General features: G+C 49.0%; 21 protein-coding genes. 9 read left to right on the top strand and 12 right to left on the bottom strand.

What is annotated here, in order from left to right; translation table 11 throughout:
* Window positions 1-5: 5 nt before the first annotated feature.
* Together btuC and btuD are read left to right on the top strand one after the other, a co-directional pair.
* On the top strand, window positions 6-989 hold the full coding sequence (gene btuC / locus BZJ17_RS13035; protein ID WP_077641010.1) for a vitamin B12 ABC transporter permease BtuC: 984 nt from the start codon (window positions 6-8) through the stop codon (window positions 987-989).
* On the top strand, window positions 989-1,777 hold the full coding sequence (gene btuD / locus BZJ17_RS13030) for a vitamin B12 ABC transporter ATP-binding protein BtuD (protein ID WP_077641009.1): 789 nt from the start codon (window positions 989-991) through the stop codon (window positions 1,775-1,777). Before btuC ends, btuD begins: the two co-directional genes overlap by 1 nt.
* Here the strand turns inward: btuD and BZJ17_RS13025 are convergent.
* Complete coding sequence (locus tag BZJ17_RS13025; protein ID WP_077641008.1) at window positions 1,761-2,213, bottom strand: TerB family tellurite resistance protein; 453 nt, start codon at window positions 2,211-2,213, stop codon at window positions 1,761-1,763. The two genes, btuD and BZJ17_RS13025, sit on opposite strands and share 17 nt — an antisense overlap.
* A 258-nt stretch (window positions 2,214-2,471) precedes the next feature.
* Between BZJ17_RS13025 and hrpA the strand changes: the two genes are divergently transcribed.
* The 3 genes from hrpA to BZJ17_RS13010 all read left to right on the top strand — a co-directional run bounded on the left by hrpA (window position 2,472) and on the right by BZJ17_RS13010 (window position 8,043).
* Window positions 2,472-6,194 (top strand): ATP-dependent RNA helicase HrpA, encoded by a 3,723-nt coding sequence (gene hrpA / locus BZJ17_RS13020; RefSeq protein WP_241836805.1) that lies wholly within the window; start codon window positions 2,472-2,474, stop codon window positions 6,192-6,194.
* A 183-nt stretch (window positions 6,195-6,377) separates the two neighbouring features.
* Window positions 6,378-7,013: a murein L,D-transpeptidase catalytic domain family protein gene (locus BZJ17_RS13015; RefSeq protein ID WP_077456138.1), complete on the top strand. Its 636-nt coding sequence runs from the start codon at window positions 6,378-6,380 to the stop codon at window positions 7,011-7,013.
* A 172-nt stretch (window positions 7,014-7,185) separates the two neighbouring features.
* On the top strand, window positions 7,186-8,043 hold the full coding sequence (locus BZJ17_RS13010; protein ID WP_077641006.1) for a DNA ligase: 858 nt from the start codon (window positions 7,186-7,188) through the stop codon (window positions 8,041-8,043).
* Window positions 8,044-8,082: 39 nt separating this feature from the next.
* On the opposite strand, the gene dld is transcribed toward BZJ17_RS13010, so the two are convergent.
* Complete coding sequence (gene dld / locus BZJ17_RS13005; protein WP_077641005.1) at window positions 8,083-9,873, bottom strand: D-lactate dehydrogenase; 1,791 nt, start codon at window positions 9,871-9,873, stop codon at window positions 8,083-8,085.
* Window positions 9,874-9,982: 109 nt separating this feature from the next.
* Window positions 9,983-11,674, bottom strand: a complete 1,692-nt coding sequence (locus BZJ17_RS13000; protein WP_077641004.1) for an L-lactate permease — start codon at window positions 11,672-11,674, stop codon at window positions 9,983-9,985.
* A 195-nt stretch (window positions 11,675-11,869) separates the two neighbouring features.
* Between BZJ17_RS13000 and BZJ17_RS12995 the strand changes: the two genes are divergently transcribed.
* Window positions 11,870-12,772, top strand: coding sequence for a LysR family transcriptional regulator (locus BZJ17_RS12995; protein WP_077479819.1), 903 nt, complete (start codon window positions 11,870-11,872; stop codon window positions 12,770-12,772).
* Window positions 12,773-12,886: 114 nt separating this feature from the next.
* Here the strand turns inward: BZJ17_RS12995 and BZJ17_RS12990 are convergent, their stop codons facing one another.
* Window positions 12,887-13,711: an HDOD domain-containing protein gene (locus tag BZJ17_RS12990; protein WP_077456142.1), complete on the bottom strand. Its 825-nt coding sequence runs from the start codon at window positions 13,709-13,711 to the stop codon at window positions 12,887-12,889.
* A gap of 78 nt (window positions 13,712-13,789) precedes the next feature.
* A complete protein-coding gene (locus BZJ17_RS12985; protein ID WP_077641003.1) occupies window positions 13,790-14,497 on the bottom strand; it encodes a DUF3581 family protein in 708 nt (235 codons plus the stop codon).
* Window positions 14,498-14,713: 216 nt separating this feature from the next.
* On the opposite strand from BZJ17_RS12985, the gene cobB reads away from it, so the two are divergent.
* Window positions 14,714-15,430: a Sir2 family NAD+-dependent deacetylase gene (cobB, locus tag BZJ17_RS12980; RefSeq protein ID WP_069587672.1), complete on the top strand. Its 717-nt coding sequence runs from the start codon at window positions 14,714-14,716 to the stop codon at window positions 15,428-15,430.
* A gap of 31 nt (window positions 15,431-15,461) precedes the next feature.
* On the opposite strand, the gene BZJ17_RS12975 is transcribed toward cobB, so the two are convergent.
* From BZJ17_RS12975 to potA, 4 genes are all read right to left on the bottom strand, one after another.
* Window positions 15,462-16,505, bottom strand: coding sequence for an extracellular solute-binding protein (locus BZJ17_RS12975; protein WP_077641002.1), 1,044 nt, complete (start codon window positions 16,503-16,505; stop codon window positions 15,462-15,464).
* Between the two features lie 70 nt (window positions 16,506-16,575).
* Window positions 16,576-17,346 (bottom strand): spermidine/putrescine ABC transporter permease PotC, encoded by a 771-nt coding sequence (potC, locus tag BZJ17_RS12970; protein WP_077641001.1) that lies wholly within the window; start codon window positions 17,344-17,346, stop codon window positions 16,576-16,578.
* Window positions 17,343-18,197 (bottom strand): spermidine/putrescine ABC transporter permease PotB, encoded by an 855-nt coding sequence (gene potB, locus BZJ17_RS12965; RefSeq protein WP_077456146.1) that lies wholly within the window; start codon window positions 18,195-18,197, stop codon window positions 17,343-17,345. Before potB ends, potC begins: the two co-directional genes overlap by 4 nt.
* On the bottom strand, window positions 18,184-19,299 hold the full coding sequence (gene potA, locus BZJ17_RS12960) for a spermidine/putrescine ABC transporter ATP-binding protein PotA (RefSeq protein WP_077641000.1): 1,116 nt from the start codon (window positions 19,297-19,299) through the stop codon (window positions 18,184-18,186). Before potA ends, potB begins: the two co-directional genes overlap by 14 nt.
* A 275-nt stretch (window positions 19,300-19,574) precedes the next feature.
* Here potA and BZJ17_RS12955 point away from each other — a divergent pair, with 275 nt between their 5' ends.
* Together BZJ17_RS12955 and BZJ17_RS12950 are read left to right on the top strand one after the other, a co-directional pair.
* Window positions 19,575-20,393, top strand: a complete 819-nt coding sequence (locus BZJ17_RS12955; protein ID WP_069587681.1) for a hypothetical protein — start codon at window positions 19,575-19,577, stop codon at window positions 20,391-20,393.
* A 29-nt stretch (window positions 20,394-20,422) separates the two neighbouring features.
* Window positions 20,423-21,079 (top strand): DUF2987 domain-containing protein, encoded by a 657-nt coding sequence (locus BZJ17_RS12950; RefSeq protein WP_077640999.1) that lies wholly within the window; start codon window positions 20,423-20,425, stop codon window positions 21,077-21,079.
* 51 nt (window positions 21,080-21,130) lie between these two features.
* Here the strand turns inward: BZJ17_RS12950 and ttcA are convergent, their stop codons facing one another.
* From ttcA to BZJ17_RS12935, 3 genes are all read right to left on the bottom strand, one after another.
* Complete coding sequence (gene ttcA / locus BZJ17_RS12945; protein ID WP_077640998.1) at window positions 21,131-22,060, bottom strand: tRNA 2-thiocytidine(32) synthetase TtcA; 930 nt, start codon at window positions 22,058-22,060, stop codon at window positions 21,131-21,133.
* Window positions 22,061-22,193: 133 nt separating this feature from the next.
* Window positions 22,194-23,141: a universal stress protein UspE gene (uspE, locus tag BZJ17_RS12940; protein ID WP_077640997.1), complete on the bottom strand. Its 948-nt coding sequence runs from the start codon at window positions 23,139-23,141 to the stop codon at window positions 22,194-22,196.
* Between the two features lie 152 nt (window positions 23,142-23,293).
* On the bottom strand, window positions 23,294-24,037 hold the full coding sequence (locus BZJ17_RS12935; protein WP_077640996.1) for an FNR family transcription factor: 744 nt from the start codon (window positions 24,035-24,037) through the stop codon (window positions 23,294-23,296).
* Window position 24,038 lies beyond the last annotated feature (1 nt).

Genomic DNA, 24,038 nt, shown 5'->3' with positions numbered 1-24,038 from the left:
GACGCATGCGAGTGTCCGAACTTACTTCACGCCAGCAAGCCAGATGGCGGCGTGCTTTACTAGTATTTAGTGGCGTTTTACTGGTCGTTGGCGTGTTTGCTCTGAGCGTTGGGGAGATCTGGATCGCTCCGTTTGGCAATCACTCAGTATTAGAGTCGCAGCTGCTGGTACAACTGCGTTTTCCGCGAGTGTTGGCGGCCATACTCATTGGCGCGTCGCTTGCCATCGCAGGGGCGAGTTTACAGGTATTACTCGGTAACCCGCTTGCCGAGCCCGGCGTGTTGGGGATCTCAGGCGGCGCCAGCGTCGCAGTCGTATTGTTGCTTTTTTTCGCGCCAGCATGGGCATCCGGCGGCATGATGGCGGTTGCGGCTATGCTTGGTGCTAGCCTCTTTACACTGATACTGGTGTTGCTTGCTCGGCGTGCCTTAGCAACGTCACGCATTTTGTTAGTGGGCGTCGCCTTGAGCATCCTTGCCGGGGCGGTGGTGACCTTAGCCTTTTATTTCAGCTCTGATTTTAACCTTCGCCAATTGATGTATTGGCTAATGGGTTCATTGTCCGGTATGCGCTTAAGCCATATCGCGTGGTTGGCGCTGACCGCGCCGTGTATCGCGATATTGTGTCAATTCGGCCAGCAATTGGATCAACTCATGCTTGGTGATGTACAAGCGCAACAATTGGGGCTAGATACCCATCGCTTGCGTTGGCAATTGATTGTGCTGATCAGCATCTTGGTCGGATTATCGGTAGCTGCAGCTGGCGTGATTGGCTTTATTGGCCTTGTGGTACCCCACTATTTACGTTTGTGGTTTGGTAGCCGGAATCGCTACTTGCTGCCTTTGTCGGCGTTGGCTGGGGCGATTTTACTGGTCAGTGCCGATACGCTGGGTCGATTGCTGCTTGATGCGGCAGAGCTCCCCGTTGGGGTGGTGACCAGTGTGATTGGTGCGCCCTTATTCATTTGGATGCTGGTTAAGGCGGTGTAATGTTAACAGCACATCAATTGAGCTTATCGCCGCGTTTATTGCCACTGTCTATCCGCTTTCAGCCAGGGCAAGTTACGCATTTGATTGGCCCTAACGGCAGTGGCAAAAGCACGTTATTACATTTACTGTCAGGGCTTGGTACGCCTGAACACGGCCAGGTGAGCATTCAAAGCACCGCTATTGCCGGCCTACGCCGCCAAGATCTCGCGCATCTTCGCGGTTACTTAATACAACAGCAAAAACCTGCCTTCGTGATGGCCGTGTATGAATACCTCAATTTGGTCATCGACAGTCTACAGCTTGGCCAAGTGTCTGCGCGTGATGCGGTGGTAAGACGTGTATGCCAATCGCTGTCGATTGATGACAAGCTTCATCGTCGTGTTGACAGTTTGTCAGGAGGCGAATGGCAACGGGTTAGGCTGGCTGGGGTATTATTGCAAGTTGACAGGCAATTAAACCCACAAGCTTCTGTGTTATTGCTGGATGAGCCGGCGACGGGGCTGGATGTTGCTCAGCAAGAAGCGATTTACGCAGAAATTACTCACGCCGCCAAGCAGGGACTGTGCGTCGTCATGGCAAACCATGATCTTAACCGCAGCCTGACGCACGCAGATAACGTGGTTTTGCTCAACCAAGGCCGGATGGTGGCGAGTGGTGCACCCCGTGATGTACTTTCGGACACCCGCTTGTCTGACGTATTTGCGACCCCTTTAGTGCAGGTCAGTACTGCATACGGCCCGGTGATTGTGCGGGTTGGCGAGCAAGCCGATCTCAATCCGCCTCGATGACGTTCAGCTTGGCCCTGATGAATTCCGCGTGATCCACATAAAGCAGCTCGGCGGTTTTACGGATCACCGCTTCTTCGAGCGGGTCGATATTTTCATCGGCATACGCCACCGACCACATGGCTTCAATCAGTTCAATCCGTGCTTGTGGGTCTAAATCACGCAGCTTGTCCGTGTATTCGTATAGCGACGTCGCTTGTTTACTGTGAGCTTGTGCCTCGGCCAACAGTGTATCTGCTTGCGATGGCTCGAGGTTCAGTAATTGGCAAATGCGATCGCGCTTAGTCACAAACTCCCGCTCATCAATGTCGTGATCGGCCATCGCCACCTCACTCAATAAGCCTGCCATCGCTTGATGCAGCGATAGCCCAGCCTCACTGTGTTGCGTCGCATCAGCGGCGAGGGCGGATTCAAGTTTTTTAAAAAGCTGTTTTAGCATGGCTGTTCTCCCAAACTGCGGAGTTTATTGGCCGTCTTTACACACTGAGTACGTAGTGAACGGGCAATACGTTTACTTTAGCAACACCGTATTGGCGGTTTGCGCGTCGATGGCGCGGCTTTGTTTCTTTTTACTTTGTGATAGGATGCGTCTCCAATCAACCTTATTTATCGGCTGTGACACTGATAAACGCCTTAAAAGATTAAGCAGTAAGCAGGAATCGCCTTGAGTTCACGTCATCACAACACGTCAGAGACACTGTTTGCAGCGTTAAACGATTGTATCAATACGCCAACCGTTCGCTACCCGGAAGAGTTGCCAGTCAGTCAGAAGAAAGATGACATTGCCGAGGCAATCGCGAACAACCAAGTCGTGATCATTGCGGGGGAAACGGGCTCAGGCAAAACCACTCAGCTACCCAAAATCTGTATGGAGCTTGGGCTAGGCGTCGCTGGTACCATAGGTCACACTCAGCCACGTCGCTTGGCTGCACGCTCGGTCGCCTCACGAATTGCTGAAGAGCTTGACGTCGAGTTAGGCAGTAGCGTCGGCTATAAAGTACGTTTTAATGACAAAGTCTCAGAGGCGACGCAAGTCAAACTGATGACGGACGGGATCTTGTTGGCCGAAATCCAGCACGATCGGTATCTGAATCAGTACGATTGCATCATTATCGATGAAGCCCACGAGCGCAGCCTAAACATCGATTTTATTCTTGGCTATTTGCGCGAGTTATTGCCTAAGCGCCCCGATCTCAAAGTCATCATTACCTCGGCAACTATCGATCCAGAGCGTTTTTCTAAGCACTTTAATAACGCGCCTATGATAGAGGTGTCTGGCCGTACTTATCCGGTGGAAGTGCGCTACCGCCCATTGGTGGAAGAGGACGATAGCGATCGTGACCAGCTGGAAGCGATCAGCGATGCGGTCGATGAACTGTGTCAGGAAGGGCCGGGTGATATCCTGATTTTTATGAATGGTGAGCGTGAAATTCGCGACACCGCCGATCATCTTCAGCGTCGTCAACTGCGCGATACCGAAATTTTACCCTTGTACGCAAGGCTTTCTGCTGGTGAGCAAAATCGTGTATTCCAATCTCACTCAGGTCGCCGGATTGTACTGGCCACCAACGTCGCCGAGACCTCGCTAACCGTTCCGGGCATTAAGTATGTGATTGATCCCGGCACGGCACGGATTTCTCGCTATAGCTACCGGACCAAAGTGCAGCGACTGCCAATTGAGCCGATTTCACAGGCCAGTGCTAATCAGCGTAAAGGACGCTGTGGCCGTGTGTCGGAAGGCATTTGTGTGCGTCTGTATAGCGAAGAGGACTTTTTAGGCCGTCCTGAATTTACCGATCCAGAAATTCTGCGGACTAATCTGGCTTCGGTGATCCTGCAAATGACGGCATTAGGGCTCGGTGATATTCAAGCCTTTCCATTTGTTCAGCCGCCTGACAGCCGTCACATCAAAGATGGTGTTCGTTTGCTCGAAGAGCTGGGGGCGATCAAGCCCGGCCAAGCCACTGATAAACGTAAGCTGACCGCGATTGGTAAAACCTTAGCCAAACTGCCGATTGACCCGCGTTTGGCACGCATGGTGATTGAGGCGCCCAAGCATGGTGCCTTAAATGAGGTGATGGTGATTGCCGCGGCCTTAGCAATCCAAGACCCGCGTGAGCGTCCAGCGGATAAGCAGCAGCAAGCGGATGAAAAGCACCGTCGTTTTGCCGATAAAGAATCGGACTTTTTAGCCTATGTAAACCTTTGGGATTACGTCAAAGAGCAGCAAAAAGCGCTATCGAATAACCAGTTCCGTAAACAGTGCAAAAAAGACTATCTCAATTACTTGCGGGTGCGAGAGTGGCAAGACGTTCACTATCAGATCACCCAAGTAATGAAAGAGCAAAATGCACAATTCAACCAAGAGCCTGCCAGCTATCAGGCCGTTCACATGGCACTGTTAGCAGGGCTATTAAGCCACATTGGCCTGAAAGACCAAGAAAAGAACGAATACCAAGGCGCGCGGAATGCACGGTTCCATATTTTCCCGGGTTCTGGGCTTTTCAAAAAGCAGCCTAAATGGGTGATGGTTGCTGAGCTGGTTGAAACTTCGAAACTCTGGGGGCGAATTGTTGCGCGTATCCAACCTGAATGGGTGGAGCCATTGGCGCAGCATTTGATTAAGCGCAGCTACAGTGAACCACATTGGTCACGCAAGCAAGCGGCTGTCATGGCCAGCGAGAAGGTCACGCTATACGGGATCCCGATTGTCGCCAGCCGTAAAGTCAATTATGGCCCCATCGACCCGGTGCTTAGCCGTGAGCTGTTTATTCGTTCGGCATTGGTTGAGGGGGATTGGCAAACCAAACATGCCTTTTTCCGCCAAAACCAAAAGCTGTTGGCGGAAGTGGAGGAGCTCGAGCTCAAATCTCGTCGGCGCGATATATTGGCAGACGACGATACCTTGTTCGACTTTTACGATCAGCGCCTCGATCATAGCGTGGTCAGTGGGCGTCATTTCGACACCTGGTGGAAAAAGGCTCGTCAAGACAATCCGGACCTGCTTAGCTTTGAAAAAGCCATGCTATTGCAAGGTGACGCTAGCCATGTCACGGAGCTGGATTACCCCAATTTTTGGCATCAAGGCAACCTAAAACTCAAATTAAGCTACCAATTCGAGCCGGGCCAAGACCACGATGGGGTGACGGTGCATATCCCACTACCAATCCTTAATCAGGTGTCAGAAGAAGGCTTTGATTGGCACGTCCCCGGGCTACGTCACGAGCTAATTGTCGCGCTGATTAAATCTTTGCCTAAGCCGATACGACGTAACTTTGTTCCGGCACCAAACTATGCGGATGCGGTCTTGCAACGCGTGACGCCCATGGAAGCGCCTTTGCTCGATAGCATGGAAAAAGCCCTAAAGCAGATGTCCGGAGTCACCATTGAGCGCGACAGCTGGAATTTGGCGCAATTGCCAGAGCATCTGCGCATTCAGTTCCGCGTTGTGGATGATAAAAACCGCACCTTGGCTGAAAGCGAAGATCTTCATGCACTGAAACTGTCACTGAAAGATAAGGTGCAAGCGACGTTATCGGATGTGGCGGATGATGACATTGAACAGCAAGGACTCACCCAATGGACATTTGGGGAATTGCCGAAACGTTACCAGCAAAAGCGCAGCGGGTTTGAAGTCAAAGCGTATCCGGCTTTAGTCGATGAAAAAGACAGTGTCGCGATCCGCCTTTTCGAAACGGAAGATCAACAACATAAAGCCATGCAAGCGGGGCAGCGTCGATTGGTCTTGCTCAATGTGCCATCGCCGATAAAATACCTGCACACCCATTTGCCCAACAAGTCGAAACTCGGTCTGTATTTTAACCCCTATGGCCGTGTTTTGGATTTGATTGATGACTGCATCGCCTGTGGCGTGGATAAACTCATTGAGCAACACGGCGGGTTAACCTGGGAAGCGCAAGCATTCGAAGCTCTTAAAGAGACGGTGCGTGCGGAGCTAGGTGATACTGTGGTGGATATTGCTCAACAGGTCGAACAGATTTTAACCCATGCCTTTAGCATCAATAAAAAGCTAAAAGGCAAAGTGGATCTTTCGATGGCGTTTGCGATGTCGGATATCAAAGCTCAACTAGAAGGGCTGATTTACAAAGGCTTTGCTACCGAATCAGGCTGGCAGCGGCTGCCCGATATTTTACGCTATATGAAAGCGATAGAGCGTCGGTTAGAGAAGCTGCCGATTGATCCAGCGCGAGATCGCAGTCATATGCTCAAGATTGAATCTGTGATGAATGACTATAAGGCGTTGCTGAATAAGTTACCGAAAGGCAAAACTCTCCCTGATGAGGTAAAAGCCATACGCTGGATGATTGAAGAGCTTCGAGTGAGTTACTTCGCGCAGCAACTGGGTACGCCTTATCCGATTTCAGACAAGCGGATTAAAAACGCCATTGCGGCGATTTAAACGCGGCAAGGTCGTGCCGCCGTGTGACGTCAGTGAATGGATAAATCGTGAACGATAATTAATTTATATAAATATCAATAGTTAATAGAAACCGTGTCAAATGGCACGGTTTTTGTTTTTGCCAATACGGACAACAAACGGCTCGGTCGTTCGTGTTGCAGTGGCAAAGTAAGGAGCAGAAAAATGAAACAAGCAGGTGTGGCCCCTTGGTATCGGGTAGTTTTTTATGTGTTAGCGCTCAGCATGCCAACCACAGTATGGGCCAGTTTTAAAGATGAGGTCAGTGGTTTATATCAGTCTCTCAACCTCGCCGGTGAGGTGTCGTATCAGGCCTTTTCTGATGCGTATCGCCATTTTAAGCACAACCAAAGTAGCAAGCCGGTGATGACGCTGATTGATTACGGAAAACCGTCGTCAGAAAAGCGGTTTTGGGTGATCAATGTGAAAAAACGCCAAGTGCTATTTCGCTCTTATGTCTCTCATGGCAAGAATAGTGGCGCCCTTTACGCAAAGCGTTTCTCGAATCAGATTAATTCCTTGCAAACATCATTAGGGGTTTATCGTGCGGCTGAAACCTATCATGGTAAACATGGCTACTCACTGCGTTTAGATGGGCTTTCGAAGGGCTTAAACGATAATGCGCGCGCAAGAGCGATTGTGATCCATGGTGCCGATTATGCTCACCCTAAGGTGATTAAACAAAGCGGCCAATTAGGTAGAAGCTGGGGCTGCCCGGCGTTACCTAGCTACTTATCCGCGCGCGTGATTGATGCAATAAAAAATGGCACCTTTATCTATGCGTTTGCCAGCCAAGCTTGATGGTTCTTGATTGCGCAGCAGACGAGGTTTCACGAGTCATTTCACGGTGGGCGATGTAACACCTGCACATTGTTCACCGTGAACGCAAATTCTCTACCAACAAAAAATAAAGGCATGTTGAGACGCCTTTTATCGCGCTAGCGTATGCTCCTTAACCACTAAGGAGGAATGCATGGCACGCCTAAATCCAGTTACTTTATGCTTACTCTCCGCGTTTACCCTGTTTCCTAGCAGTGATGGGGATGCTGCACCGTCCGCGCCAGCGTTGATGCATGGTGTTGACGGGCAGATTGCCGAACATGACTATCGTGGCTATTGGGCCAGTGAAAAACTGGATGGGATCCGCGCCTATTGGACGGGCACGCAATTCTTAACCCGACAAGGAAATCCCATTCACGCACCGGATGCATTGATACGAACGCTACCAACGACGGCTTTAGATGGTGAGTTATGGGCCGGAAGAGGCGAGTTTCAAACCGTGTTGCGTACCGTGTTGGACGATAAACCAGACCCTGACGCGTGGCAGAACGTTCGTTTTTATGCGTTTGATTTACCGGATGAACCTGGCCCGTTTTCTGATCGCTATGCAGCACTGAAAAAGATAGTCGCCAACAGCGCATCGCCGTTCTTAGCCTTGGTAAAGCAAACGCCAGTGACTGACAATGACGCGCTCCAAGCACAGCTTATTGCCATCAATGAATCGGGGGGAGAAGGTTTGATGCTGCATCATCCCGATAGCCTGTACTTAGGAGATCGGGTAGAGAGCTTGGTCAAGCTAAAAACCTACCAAGAGAAAGATGCCATCGTTGTTGGTATGACGCCCGGAAAAGGTCGGTTACAAGGCTTGATGGGGGCCTTAGTGGTACGTCTTGCGGATGGTACTGAATTTCGCGTGGGGTCAGGCTTTAGCGATGCACAGCGGGCTGAACCACCTGAAATCGGCAGTACCATTTTGGTTAGGCACAATGGTGTAACGGAAAAGGGCATCCCACGCTTTGCGCGTTTTATTCGCGAGAAACCCATGCTTTAAAAAGAACCCGCCTAACGGTTGGCGGGTTTGCAGGTCGGTTTAGTGCTCATGCGTGGCGGGTGACGTGTCCTGACTTGCTCGATGACGAAGCTGGTGATCAAGACACTGACAGTCTGCATTGTATTTTTTCTTGCTGGTTTTTCCGATCCCCGGGTTAAAACTATTGGTTGGGTCAAGCTGATGGTAGAAATGGGCTAAATCGGGCTCGGCGGCATAGAGATGTCCCACGTTATGCTCGGCAGGGTATTTCGCGCCGCGTTCGTTGAGCTGGGCAAGCATTTTTGCCTTAATTGCATGTACATCGGCACCTTTTTTCACAATGTAGTCTTGGTGAAAGACGTGACAGAAAAAGTGTCCGTAATAGAGCTTGGTGATCAATTGTGACTCAATGGTATCAGGCAGTTGCTCGACCCAATGTTTTTCATTGCGCTTCAATGCAATATCAAGCGCGAGAATATCTTCCACATCATTGCTGTGCATGGTGTGATAGCGAATCGCTGCGCCGGCAGCAGCAAAGCGGTGAAGCATGGCTTTTTTGGCTTCCTCTTCGGTACAGACAAAAAAGTCGCTGTCATCATGGTCGGCAAAGAATTTCGTCAAGAATTGCGAGCTTTCCTCAATACCTTCGTCTGATGCTTTAAAAATCAAATGATGCTCAAAGCGGTCACGGAACGCGATCATACGAGAAGGCAAATGCTGCGGAAAAAGCTGGCTAACGTACTGCATGACTTTATCCGGCAGTGAATTGGGCAGCAAGGGCACTTTATCCAGCCACGCGGTAATTTGAGCTTTTAAGGCAAACATTTTAGGAATGCTGTCCGTCCCTAGTCGGCCAATGGCTAAAAACACGTCTTTGCCATATCGTTCAGCAATATTAAAGGCCTCGCGATGCATGTATTCTGCCACTTCGGGAAGATGTGACAGCTCGCTGAGCACACGGCGACGTAACTGGTACAATACATCAGGATTGTTGGTGCCGATATAGAACACCTTTTCACGCTCTGGAATGGGATAGGTATCTAGCCTGACCGCAAACACTGCCAGTTTTCCTGCACAGCCACTCACTTCATGAAGACGGTGTTTATCGGCGTTATACCGTGCAGGGCTATCTGCGTCGACATCACGGAGGATTTGCTCGTAATCATGCGCGGAGGCTTTGCGCGTATCCGTGGTAATGTCTTCAGGACGATAATCGCCGCGTTCGACACGGGCGAGAATGGTTTCCGGGTCGTCGCCAAGCGCAATCCCTAAATGATTGACCAAGACTAGCTCACCGGCTTCGTTTAACTGCGCAAAGAGCGAATATTCTGTATAGGCAGGGCCACGTTTAACCAACGCGCCACCAGAATTATTGGCCACACCACCGACAATCGATGCGCCAATACACGACGAGCCAATCACAGAGTGCGGGGCTCGGTTAAGAGGGCGTAAGGTTTGCTCTAAGTGATGAAGTGTGGTCCCCGGAAAGCTGATCACTTGCTTGCCCTGATCAAGCAGCTGTAAGCCGTCTAATCGTGTGGTATTAATTATCACCACATCGCGGTCATAGTCATCGCCCTTCGGCGTCGATCCTTCGGTTAAGCCCGTATTCGCGGCTTGCATGATGATCACCACATCGGCGTCAACACAGGCTTGCAAGACACGCCATTGCATCACTAATGATGTTGGGAAAATGACCGCCAGCGCACTGCCTCCTCCTGAGCGAAACCCAGTGCGATAGTGCTGGGTATGACTTGCATCCGTCAGTAGGTTCTTGTGACCGACAATATCCGTCAGCGTTTGTATCAATGCTTGTTGTTGTGATGAGGACAAACGTGATGGGGTGTTCATAAGCGTTCCTTTCCTTCCATATATTCAAAAAGGCTGAGGGTCAGCCTGGCTGGCCCGCTTGAGTTAGGTCAATCAGGCCGAGTTCTGCGCTCGGCCTATCACCGTCAGATTACGCCGCCATCAGGATGTCAGCAACTTGAATCACATGTATCGCGATGATGCCAATTACCCCAGCGGCAATCAGGTAGTAAATCGTAGGTAATACAGTTTTACGTAAGGTCGCGCCTTCGCGCCCCAATAAGCCCACAGTGGCGGAGGCGGCAACGACGTTGTGAATGGCAATCATATTACCTGCTGCCGCACCGACGGCCTGAAGTGCCAGCACGGTGACGGTTGATGCGCCCAGTGTTTGTGCGACTTCAAATTGAAACTGACTAAACATCATATTCGAGACGGTATTTGAGCCGGCGATGAAGGCCCCTAATGCACCAATGGTGGCGCTAAGAGCAGGGAAACCATCACCCACCAGTTGCGCAGCAAACCGCGCTGTCATCACTGGCATACTGACCAAATCGGCGGCATTCACACCTGAGTTAATAAATATACGCACCATAGGAATGGTAAACACCAACACAAAGCCTGCACCGATGAGTGTTTTACTAGACTCATTCGCTGCTTTGAATAGAGGCTGGAGACGTTTGCAGTGAAGTAAGGTGGCAACTAAGGCGACGAATGCGAGGATCCCACCAGGAAGATACAAAGGTTGAATCGCCGCGTTAATGCCGGTTTCTCCCAATAGCGCGTTAAAACTTAAGCTCACATCTGTTAGTAGTGATTTTACCGTTGGACTGACGCGGCTGATCACCAAACACAGTGCCAAGAGTAAATAAGGCGCCCAAGCCATGGCCATGTTCATGGGCTTTTCTTGAACCTTAAGGTCCATTTTAAGCGAGCCTAACCATTGACTCGGCCACGTAGAGGCATCATCAAAGTCCCAGTGCTTTTTGGGAACAAGAAAATTTTTCCGTGCCGCGGTGGTGACCAGGACAATCCCCACTAATCCACCAAGTAGAGAGGGGAATTCAGGACCGAGTAACCACCCGGTCAAGGCATAAGGAATGGTAAAGGCTAACCCCGCAAAAATGGCGAATGGCGCCACGGCCAATCCTTCGCGCCAGCTTTTGTTTTTGCCGAAAAAGCGGGTCAACATCATGGCCATCAATAGTGGCATTAGGGTGCCAATCATGGCATGGATGAGTGCGACTTGGGTGGTGATAGCTTGTAAATAGCTGGCCCAGTCACTGCCGTTAGCCAGTAATGTTTGCCCAATAGTGTGGCTATCAAGCCCTTTATTGACGCCGACAATGATAGGGGTTCCCACTGCTCCGAAAGAGACGGGCGTGGATTGGATCATCATACCAATCACAACGGCGGCCAGCGCAGGAAAACCGATCGCAACCAACAAAGGGGCAGCGATGGCCGCGGGGGTCCCAAATCCTGACGCGCCTTCAATGAAAGAGCCAAAACACCAAGCGATAATAATGGCTTGAATACGCCGGTCATCTGAAATATTGGTGAAACCATTACGGATCACGGTAATCGCACCGGTGTGTTTCAATGTGTTGAGCAGCAAAATCGCGCCAAAGACAATCCAGAGGACAGCGGCTGTAATGATTAGTCCTTGTAAAATCGAGGCTGAGACACGAGTAAGGCTCATTTGCCACTGGAATAGTGCGATTAACACTGTCATGATAAATGCCACTGGCATCGCCTTTTTGGCGGGCCAATTTAATCCCACCAGCAAAATGGCAGCAACCACGATGGGGGAAAACGCAATAAGGGCGTAGAGGGTATCAGTCATAGTCTGTCCTTTTAGACGTCTCTTCCGTTAGTTCACGTAAAAGCAAGGCACGCCATCGTATTTTTATGCTGTCGCATCTGTTGTTTTTTTGCTGACATCGTGATGACGTGATGTTAACTGGATGTGACATTACTCGTTTACATTTTCTTGATATATGGAAATAATGAAAATGATTACTTCCATAATTGACATAATATGCCGAAAACAGACGATCTCGTACTTTTTGCTCAAGTCGCTGAATATGGTTCCTTCAGCAAAGTTGCCGAAATAAATTCCCTTACAAATTCAGTCGTTAGTAAACGGATTAAGAAGCTGGAGGAGAGTCTAGGCGTTCAGTTGTTGTATCGAACAACCCGAAAGCTGACACTGACGGATGCGGGGCGGACACTCTATCAAGGCGCAAAAACTGTGAAGCAAGCCGCTGATGAAGCCTTTGATGCTGTCTCGGGCTTTGGTGAGGCGATCAGTGGCCATATCAAAATCTCGGTACCAACGATTTCTGGTGAGTTACTGTTAGCAGAGGCAGTCGCGGAATTTTGTAGCCAATACCCGGGGCTTACCATTGATATGTCGTTAGAAAACCGCTTTGTTGATTTGATTGATGAAGGGTTTGATTTGGTAATCCGTACCGGTTATCTCGAGGACTCCAGTTTGATTGCCCGGCATATTCTCGACTCTCAATGGGTGGTTTGTGCCGCACCGGGCTACATTGCACGTCATGGTCGTCCGCAGCAACCTCATGATCTGAAAGCCCATAACTGTTTGCAATATGCCTATCAAACCACAGGAGCAAGTGATTGGGAATTTAAAGGTGAGGGCAAAAACCAAATGATTAAAGTGTCGGGGAATATCTCGACGGATAACCCCATTGCATTGAGGAAAGGCGCGCTTGGGGGACACGGTATTGCGTATGTCCCGCGTTGTTTGGTTTATCAGGATATTACTCGGGGCGACTTGATTGATTTGTTTCCCGATCAGGTGGGCAAGCGATTGGGAATTTATGCCGTGTACCCGTTTACCCGTCAGCCACCAAAGAAGATCCGCTTACTCATTGAGCACATTCGGCAAAAGTATTTAGATATTCGCCATTGTTTCTAGCAAGGTGATGTATAAACAGATACCGCGTTTATTTGGCTGCAATGGCAACGTTCGGTGACAACCAAAAAGCGCCATGCTGGATGGCGCTTGTATTCTATGTACAGTCAGATTTAACTATTTCAGCATCTTCGCCATTTCACGGCCTTTGCCGATCACATCATCAACGGCGGCGACCACGGTTTTAGGAAAGCCGAGCATATTGTATTCGAGCTGCTGATTAAGCCACTCGAGCTTGGAGTCGGTGGTGACAAACTCCTGCCATGATTCGTCGACTTTCCCCGCCAGTCGTAAGATACCGGCCAGTGGCGAGAATTGTTCTTGATGGACGGGCGTAAATTGATAGCGAATTGCATCGCAAAGCCGATCAGGAAAATTCCACCTACGTGCTAACTCACCGCCTAACTCTGCGCTGGTGACACCTAAAATGAGTTCCTGCGCTTCTTGCTTGGGTTTACCCGCTTCTATATGTAGATTAATCCTATCAAGCTGTTCATAAGCGGTTGTCATGATCAGCAATTCGCCCAAGTTATGAAGCATCCCCGCAGTAAACGCCTCATTCGGATCCATTTTTAATGAGCCCGCGAGCGCTTTGCTGATGGTCGCTACTTCAAAGGTGTGCTGCCAAAATGCGTCGATATCCAATTCGCTATCGACGTCAAACGCACTCATTAATGCACTTGAAACGACGAGGGTGCGCACGGGGCCAAGCCCAAGCCGAATGACTGCCTCATTGACAGAACCAATGTTCCGGGCTCGTCCAAAATAGGCGGAATTTGATAAGCGGAGTACTCGGGCTGAAATCACTTGATCGTATGAAATTTTGTCCGCAATTTGATTGAGATCGGCACTGTCACTGTTTACCAAATCAATCAGTTCTTGCACAATTTTGGGGATCTTCGGTAATTTATCGATACGCTCAACTAAGCTACTGGATTGCATAATAACTTCCCTATAAAAACGCCCTTATCTAACTATAGATCAGGGCGAAACGTGGGTGCGGATAAAATGCAAAAAAAGCTAAGCCATACAGTATGCCTGCTTACGGGCATTGAAACGCTCAACCAAATCTTGAATCGCGTCTTCACAATAAGGGCGCAACCCGCTGGCAACCATTGTCTTGCAACCATGACCGACACGCCTGTCCCCAACCATAAAATCAAACGCGAGATCGACCTTGCCACGTTTACCGTTAACACTCATGGTTGAGCTAGAAAGGGCAACTTCTGCCGAGCTAATTTGTAAATCATCAAACGACAGACTCATGCTCTCATACATCACCAGTGGACGATCGGTATTGATCATCATCTGCTGCTCACGCATCAATGGCACCATGATATGGGGAAAGTTTTTACCTGAAAACTGTACATAGTGCTGAGCAATTTCGTTAGCAAGCGCAGGGTCGTGTCGTACAGCACCGCGGCGGGTCAGGGTAAGATAGAGCTTTTGGTTTTCATCGACCACAGTGACTTCATGATCGGTTTCGACAATCTGTAATGGCGTGTTCGCACTGATCATGCCATTAAAATGAATCTGAATATGCTCACTGATCCCAATCTTTGCAAGCAAAATAGAGAGCAGAAGATCGCCGGGTACACAAAAGCGTGATGCCTCAGTATCGTGGATAGGGTTAAAGTCACCGGCAACACGTTTGGCAAAGTCACTGGCTTGCTGGCGAGTAAAAAGCAGTTTTCCGTCCTGCTCACTATAATAACGTTCAAGTTGCATAATTGTTAACAAAAGCGATAAACAAGTGAGTATTGTAACCCAAGCGGACGGATTGATTGGTCTAGCCAGTCGTTGCATTAGCGGTTCGTGATCGCGGTCGAGCATTTTTTCCTAAGGAAACCATTTCGCGACCAAGGTCTAAAGCCACCATGCTTCAAAGGTTTCATTTTGGGTGTTATAAATGAAGGTGTTAGATAAAAAATTCAAGGATGGGCTATGACATTTCCCTACCGACACATTGTTGTGCTTACCGGCGCGGGCATTTCTGCAGAGTCGGGTATTCGTACCTTCCGTGACCAAGATGGCCTGTGGGAAGAGCACCATATTGAAGATGTCGCGACGCCAGAAGGCTTTGCGCGTAATCCGCGATTGGTTCAGCAGTTTTATAATGACCGCCGTCGCCAGCTTCAATCCGGTGTATTGCCCAATGCGGCACACGACGCGCTAGCCCGTTTAGAAAAAGAAAGTGATGCCACTGTGCTGGTGGTCACGCAGAATATTGATGATCTTCATGAACGTGCCGGCACACAGCACATCATTCATATGCATGGCGAGCTCCTCAAAGCACGCTGCAGCCACTCGCAACAGACCATTGATTGGGTAGGGGATATTACTGATGCTGATCACTGTCATTGCTGTCAAATGCCAGCGCCCCTTCGTCCTCATGTGGTTTGGTTTGGCGAGATGCCACTGGGGATGGGACAAATCCATGATGCACTCACCCAAGCTGATTTATTCGTCTCTATTGGGACGTCTGGTGCAGTCTATCCCGCGGCGGGATTTGTACATGAAGCGGCGATGCATGGGGCTCACACCATTGAAATCAACTTGGAGCCCAGTGCGGTTGAAAGTGAGTTCAGTGAACGCCGTTACGGCAAAGCCAGCACGCTCGTACCGGCGCTGGTGGATGAAATCCTCGCCCTTGAACAGTAAAAAGGGGCCCTCAGGCCCCAATGTCTCGTTATTACATCCCCGCCTTTAAGCGCTGGAAATAATCTTCGTACAAGCGGTTGGCATCACCGACCGCGTTTTGCCATTCACCGGCCTGCATCACCGCTTTCGGTGGGTAAATATTAGGATCATTTTTAAAGGAAGCCGGTAACAGCGGATAAGCCGCTTTAACGGGTGTTGGGTAGCCAATTTCGAGTGCGAGCTTCGCGGCGTTTTCTGGACGCAGCAAGAAGTCGATCATCTTGTGCGCAGCGTCTACATGTTTAGCGTTGGCGGGAATGGCAAGGCTATCCATCCAAAAGATAGCGCCTTCTTCTGGCCAGACAATCTCAATGGGAGCGCCTTCTTGACGGGCCATATACGCAGATCCATTCCAAAGCATCCCCAAGGTGACTTCGCCGGCAAGGTAGGGGTTGGCAGGGAAATCGGAGTTAAACACCAATACATTTGGCATTAGCTCACGCAGCGCCTCGTAGGCGGCTTTAATCTCATCCGGATTGGTGGTATTCGCTGAATAGCCCAGCTTACGCAGTGCGATGTGGAAGAGCTCGCGCGCGTCATCCATCATCAGCAATTGACCCTGCCATTTAGGATCCCACAGATCGGCCCAGTGAGAGACAGCGCTGCTATCCATAAAATCAGTGTTGACCCCAATGCCCGTTGCTCCCCAGATATAAGGGATAGAGTATTGGTTATCAGGATCAAAGGGTTTGTTCAGGTTATCAGGGTCAAGGCCGTCAAAGTGGCTTAGCTTGGTTTTATCCACTTTCTGTAGCATGCCTTCCTGACGCATTTTGGAGACGTAATAGGTTGAGGGAACAACCAAATCATAGCCTTCAGGATGCGTCTTTAATTTCGCATACATGGTCTCATTGGACTCATAGGTGGAATACATGACTTCAATACCGGTTTCTTCGGTAAATTCTTCTAGCACGGATGCTGGAATGTATTCGGACCAATTGTAAAAGTAGAGAACATCATCTTCAGCCGATGCCGTTGATGGGACCAGTGACGCACCCAGCAGCGCCAACGCAGAGAGTGAAGACCATTTGGTCATGGTGAAAACTCCTAGACATTACAGACAACAGGAAGCGGGCTGCCAGCGGGGCAGCAGCCCGAGGAAAGGTTTATTTTAGTCGATCTTTAGCCAGCCATTGTGAGCACATAACTAAGACGAGCGATACCATTAGCATGATGGTCGCTAAGGCATTAACTTCGGGTGAGACGCCAACTTTAACCATTGAGTAGATTTTCAAAGGTAAAATTTCATAACTTGGGCCCGTCACGAAAGAGCTAACAATCACATCATCCAAGGAGAGTGTGAAACTCAGTAACCAGCCCGCGCCCACCGCAGGCGCTGCAAGGGGCAGAATGATTTTGGTCAGAATGATCCACTCACTGGCGCCTAAATCGCGAGCTGCCTCAAGCATTTTGACATCAAAGCCATTTAAGCGGCTGTACACGGTGACCACCACGAACGGCAAACAAAAGGTGATGTGCGAGAGCAGCAAAGTAAGAAAGCCCAATTGTGTGCCCATTAAGACAAATAATGCCAACAATGAAATGGCCATCACGATATCAGGCGACATCATCACCACGAACAGCATACCATTAACGAATTGCTTGCCACGAAAGCGATAGCGGAACAACGCGACTGCCGTGAGGCTACCGATAATTGCCGCCGCAGAGGCAGAGAAAATCGCGATGGTGAGCGAGTTTCCTGCCGCCTGAACCAAGCTGTCATTGTTGATAAGCTGCTCATACCATTTCCAAGTAAAGCCTTTCCAGTTCATGCCAAACTTGCTGGCATTAAAGGAATTCACAATCAATATAATGATTGGAATATACAAAAAGGCATAAACTAAGGATAAGAATCCACTGCGTAAGATGCGGCTCATGCAAGTGTCTCCTTACGGTTCATCCATTTGCCAACCCGCCAATAGGCGAACAACATCAGACCCATGAGAACGGTCAGAGAAATACTGGCTGCGGAACCAAATGGCCAATCTCGTACATTGAGGATTTGGCTCTTAATCACATTACCAATCAGTAGATTCTTCGCTCCACCCAATAAATCAGAGACATAGAACATGCCCAAGGCGGGCAGTAATACCAACAAACTGCCGGCAATAATCCCCGGAGTGGTTAAGGGAAGGATCACGCGAATAAAACGTTGAACCGTATTCGCCCCAAGATCGCGCGCCGCTTCAAGGTACGCGTTGTCTAGCTTTTCAATGCTGGAATACAAGGGCAAAATCATAAACGGTAGCAAGATATAGACAAGACCAATCATGACCGCGTATTCGGTATACATAATGCGAATGGGGCGCTCAATCACGCCGAGCCACATCAGGCTTTCGTTCAATAAGCCGCGTGTGCCGAGAAAAATCTTAAGGCCATAGGTACGGATCAGTGAATTCGTCCAGAAGGGCACAATGACTAAAAAGAGCATTAACGGACGCATGCGTTTTGGCATTCTGGCGATGATAAACGCGAACGGGTAACCGATTAACAAGCAAATCAGAGTTGCGATGGCTGCCATATAGAACGAATGCCATACCACCTTGGCGTAGAGAGGATCCAGTAACTTGGCATAGTTACTGAGTGTGAAGGTCATCTCAATCAAGTTGGCATCGTCACGGGTTAAGAAACTGGTGATGATGATCATCAGGTTGGGCATAAAGACAAAAACCAATAACCAACCGACAACCAAGCCAATGATGGCGGTTTGCAGGTTAAGCTTTTTCATCGGCCAATACCACCTCCCAGCTTTCAACCCAAGTGATTGCCACTTTTTGGTCGAGTGAGTGGTCAACATCCGGGTCATCTTCATTAAAGAATTCGCTGACCATCACGGTTTGCCCTGATGGCATCTCGAGCACAGAGTCTAACGTCATGCCTTTATAGTTACGCTCACGCACGTAGCCAATTAGGCCATTGGGGTTAGCATCATCACTAATTTCTTCAATGCGAATGTCCTCTGGGCGCAGCAAGACTTTGACTTGATCGCCGGCACCTACATCCAGTTTGCAGTAGACCTCACATTCACGTGACTCAATACGCGCCCAAATGCGTTGCTCATCCATCCGTTTAATCACGGTAGCATCGAACACATTGATTTCACCAATAAAGCGCGCCACAAACAGGTTCTTCGGCTCTTCGTAAATCTCACGAGGGCTACCGTCTTGCTCGATTTCACCATCACGCATCACTAATATCCGATCGGACATCGACAGTGCTTCTTCTTGGTCATGTGTGACAAAGATAAAGGTGATCCCCAGTTTACGTTGTAGCTGTTTGAGCTCCATTTGCATGCGCTTGCGCAGCTTATAATCTAGCGCGGATAAAGACTCATCTAACAACAACACTTTCGGTTTATTGACAACAGCACGAGCAATCGCAACACGTTGTTGCTGGCCACCTGATAGTTGATGTGGCTTACGCGACGCATAATGGTCAAGCTGCACCATACGCAGCGCTTCCATCACCCGAGGCTCGATCGTCGTACGATCCACACCTTGCATCCGCAGTCCGAACGCAACGTTTTCGAATACGCTCATGTGCGGGAAAAGAGCGTAGCTTTGGAATACCGTATTTACGTGGCGCTGTTCGGCGGGGATATCAGTGACATCCTTTCCATCGATAATGACATGGCCGCTGTCCGCATCTTCAAGGCCAGCGATAAGACGTAATACGGTTGTTTTCCCGCAGCCAGAAGGGCCGAGGATAGTCAGAAATTCACCATCATTAACGGTGAGATTGAAACGGGAAATGATTTCTTTGCCGTCAAAGCTTTTGGTCAGAGACTTAAGCTCAACAACCGGTTTGTGAGATACATGCGCGTGGTTCAATGGTTCGTTCTCTCCCTACCTGGCAAATTGTTGTTCGCGGATTTACCCATAAAATAGACGGCGCATGATAGACGTGCATCCTACTAAGTTAAAGCAATTTTTTACACAATTTCGCCGTGCTCAAATCAGCCGCTATCATCGGTAAATCATGAAACATCCTTGATGTTAACGTTGGGTAAAAATAGCACGGATTCCTTGTTTTCTGGTGAGATTGGTTTTTGGCTATTGGTAACAGTCAGATATACTGTCAACAACAGTCATGACAAATAACGATTATGAGTCAACAAGATTTCAACAATGCGCTACATATTGGTGGGTCGATAGAGACCGCACTCAACGGTCGATATCGCCTCGAGCCATTTGAGATTATTAAAGAAGCGTTCTCGCTGACATTTAAACACTTCTGGTCCTTTCTGCCCGCGGCTTTATGCTTATTTGCCGTTCAAGTTGGTATTCTAGTGTTGATGTTGACGTTACTTCTGGGCGATCCCTCTCATTTATTCGAGGGGTTAGTCGGGCAGCGCGAAATGACCACAGATATGGTGTCATCCGTGTGGTTATCTAACTTTACCTCTGAGGTGCTGATTGCCCCCTTGTATGCAGGTGCAAGCTTGATGGGGTTGGCGCATGCCATTGGGTTTAGGTCCAAACCTCGCCATCTAGTTAAGGGGTTGGCGTTTGCACTGCCTGTCACCGTGGTGATTTGTTTGTCTGCGACGTTACAAAGCGTCGCCAGTATGATTTTCCCATTATTGAGCTTATATGTCGCGATGGCCTTTTCGATGGCACCGCTACTGATTTGTGAAAAGCGTTTGACGCCGTTAAAGGCGCTGGCGGTGTCTTTCCGTGCCGTCAACAAGAAAGTGCTCGCCCTTGCCACTATTTATGCGGTGGTCGGCGTGCTATTTCTCATTTCTTTTGTTACCGCTGGCTTTGCATTGGTTTGGGCATTACCCTTTCTGTTCAATGTTAAGGGTGTGATTTACCGAGAAATGTTTGGTGTCGGCGTCGAAGTGACGGTGTCACAAAATAACGATAACAATGCCACCCCTGAAACATCCCATTCGTCAGGCAACGATACTTTTGATGCCTGATTGGCGTTTAGCCCGTACACGGAGTGTCCATGAAAAAATTAACCAGTGCATTGGTACTGGCAGCTTGTATGAGCTTGCCTGCCCATGCCGATACCATGAGATTTAGCTACAGCAAATTGTTCACTCAGCTCAAGCATAATGTTGAAGAAGGGCACCCAGATATTGGTGTCGCGTATTTTATGGTTTCGCCTGATACCGGAGAGGTGTGCCCCATATCTCGAGCGTGGATGCGCAAAAAGGAACATTACGAAGCCTTTGATATCCCGCCATCGCAAGCATTGCCACTGCCACTAGATAACCAGTTACGCAAAGTGAACCCAGATGTATTTGTGGAAACTCCAGCGGGCATGACCTGCGACATCTCTTTTCAGGTTCTAGTGAATACGCCGGTTGATCAGCAATTGACGGGGGAGCAAATTCAAGGCTGGTTGCCGCAAATGGATGCGATGATGAAGAATCTCGGCGGTATGTTCGCGTCGTGGTTTATGCCGAAAACGCAGGGTGTCGTGGTGCATTTTGGACCAGATGTTAGCGGTAATGTGGTATCAACAACCGGCCAATCGTACGTGATTGAGAACCGTAAAGTGACCATTGATGCCAGTGCGTTGCAACCGGAGTCACGCTTAACGCTTCCAGCCACGCCAATTAAAATATCACCTTGGCTACCAAAAGACCCTTCCTCTTGATACAAAAAAAGCGCTCTAAGAGCGCTTTTTTTACGGTAAAGAACGGGTTAGCTATTGGCTCACGTTCATCACATCTAACGTTAATGCCGGGTCTACCTCAACCACATCATCATTATCGGGTGTCGGGTTGGTAAAGGTTTCTTTATCGAAGGCAGTGTCTCCATCACCTTCATAGGCCATACCTGCTGCCACTGATTTGAAATCAAACAAGTTGAAGTCAGCCATGTGCGAAGGCACCACATTTTGCATCGCGCGGAACATGGTCTCAATACGTCCAGGAAAACGCTTGTCCCAATCACGCAGCATATCCTTGATCACTTGGCGTTGCAGGTTAGGCTGCGAGCCACATAGGTTGCATGGAATAATCGGAAACGCTTTTTGCTCCGAGTAACGTTCAATGTCTTTTTCGCGACAATAGGCCAGAGGACGGATCACCACATGTTCCCCGTTATCTGAGACAAGCTTGGGTGGCATGCCTTTCATTTTGCCGCCATAAAACATGTTCAAGAATAAGGTTTCAAGGATGTCGTCGCGATGGTGGCCCAAGGCAATTTTAGTGGCTCCCAACTCTTTAGCCGTACGATACAAAATACCGCGACGTAAGCGTGAGCAGAGTGAGCACGTGGTTTTACCTTCCGGCACTTTATCTTTCACAATCGAGTAGGTGTCTTCTTCAACAATCTTATACTCGACGCCGAGACTCTCAAGATACTCTGGCAAGATATGCTCGGGAAAGCCGGGCTGTTTTTGGTCTAAGTTGACCGCGATAAGCTCAAACGAAATGGGAGCGCTTTTTTGCAAGCTTTGTAGCATATCTAGCAGCGTGTAACTGTCTTTTCCGCCAGATAAGCACACCATGATACGATCGCCATCTTCAATCATATTGAAGTCAGCAATGGCTTGGCCGGTATTACGGCGAATGCGCTTTTGCAGTTTATTAAACCCGTATTTTTGTGCTTTGGTCAGCTCTTGAGTGCTCATAAGTACTTTCGCGTGATGGGCAGCTCAACCACGTTGCGCTGCAGTGAATGCATGAATGGCGGGTATGATACGGATTTTGACTATAAATGCCAGCAGCAGGCAGTGAATCGCACTGCCTGCTAGGGTTGAAGGGTTAGTCGTTCGCGCGAGGATCAAGTGGACTGATGTAACCATCCGGTTTGATGGCGAGCAAGTCACAATCCAGTTGGTCAATCATATGTTCTGCTGTATTACCAATGAAGACGGCTGAGAGGCCGGTTCGTCCTGTCGTGCCAAGAATCACCAGCTCTGCATCTAATTCACGCGCGATCTCGGGAATAACATCTTCAGGCAACCCCTCATGCACATGTGTACGCGCCTCTTCAATGTGGTGACGCTGGCGGAGCGCTTTCATGGCAGTGAGGTGATGTCCTCTAACTGCATCGGTATATGAGGTGGGGTCAAACTCTGGTAGCTCGATGGTAATGTTCACCGGWGTTGCCGGGTAGGCATTGGCTAAATGAAGCTCGGCACCAAGCATGGCGCTCATCACTTCGCCTTCATCCACGAGTTTATCATTCAATGTGGAGTGTGTTTCGCTCTCAGAGGCAACATGCACGGACGCAATGATTTTGCCTTTGTCTGGCCATCCATGTTCTTTCACCAACAACACAGAGCTTGGGCATTTTCGTAATAGATGCCAGTCAGTTGGGGTGAAAATCACGGAGCCTAAGGTGTCATGCTTGTGCGTGGCCTTAACCACTAAGTCATGCTGATGGCTCAGTACTCGCTCAACAATGGCTTCATAGGGACGGTTATGCCACACCACCTCTTTTTCAATATCACAATGTTGCGCGTTGTGTGACTGAATGATGTCATTCATCCATTCTTCACGTTGGTGCATCACGCCATTTCGCATTGCTTGACGCTCATCGGATGAGAGCATCGAGGTCATTTCATAAGAGAAATCATAAATAGCAAGAAATAGGGTCAGTTTTACATCCGCATCGCAGCGCTCACTTAATGTGACTGCGCGAGACAGTGCGGGTTGTTGGTCTTGGGCGGGGTCGATCACAACCAGAAGATTTGTATACCTAGACATATCTGCCTCCTTAGCACAGATGCACCGTGTAGTTTCAATGTAACGCACAACATCTAAGAGAGCGATATAAAATCGAGATAGGGGAGTAAAAAAGAGAAATGGCGCATAATGCGCCATTTATTAGGAATTTGTTTACATGTTGAGAGGGTAGTTTAGCACTCTTCACCCGCTAAACGCGCCAATTCTTCCAGATTGAGAATCGTGATGTATTTCCCTTTCACGGCAAGAATTTCTGATTTTTGGAAGCGACCTAGCAACCGGCTAATTGTCTCAACAGTAAGGCCGAGATAGTTACCAATATCACCACGGGTCATCGTCAACCGGAACTCACGAGGCGAAAATCCACGCTGAGCAAATCGTTTGGAAAGGCTGTAAAGGAAGGCGGCAAGACGCTCTTCTGCGGTTTTCTTCGATAGGAGCAAGATCATGTCTTGGTCTCCTTTGATCTCATTACTCATCAACCGCATGATTTGTTGTCTTAACTTTGGCATCGAGCCTGACAAATCGTCTAGCGTTTCGTAAGGAATTTCACAGATCATCGAGGTTTCAAGCGCCTGCGCAAAACTTGGGTGCTCTCTCTCGTTGATGGCGTCAAAGCCAACCAAGTCGCCCGCTAAATGGAACGCGGTAATTTGTTCATCACCTTGTTCGGTGATGGTGTAGCTTTTGATGGTTCCTGACCGAATTGCGTAAAGTGCTCGAAGATGATCACCCGCTTTGAACAACTCTTGGCCTTTCTGAATAGGTTTTTTTCGCTCAATGATGCTATCCAGTTGATCCAACTCTTGCTCATTTAACGTAAAAGGGATACATAATTGGCTGATACTGCAATCCTGACAATGAATTGCACAGCCACCAGACTGTACCCGCCGAGTGATGATCTTATTAGACACCATA

This window comes from Salinivibrio sp. IB574, from assembly GCF_001996205.1.
Classification (GTDB): Bacteria; Pseudomonadota; Gammaproteobacteria; order Enterobacterales; family Vibrionaceae; genus Salinivibrio; species Salinivibrio proteolyticus.
Note: the sequence above shows the minus strand (reverse complement) of the source record. Positions and strands in the feature narration are given on the sequence as shown.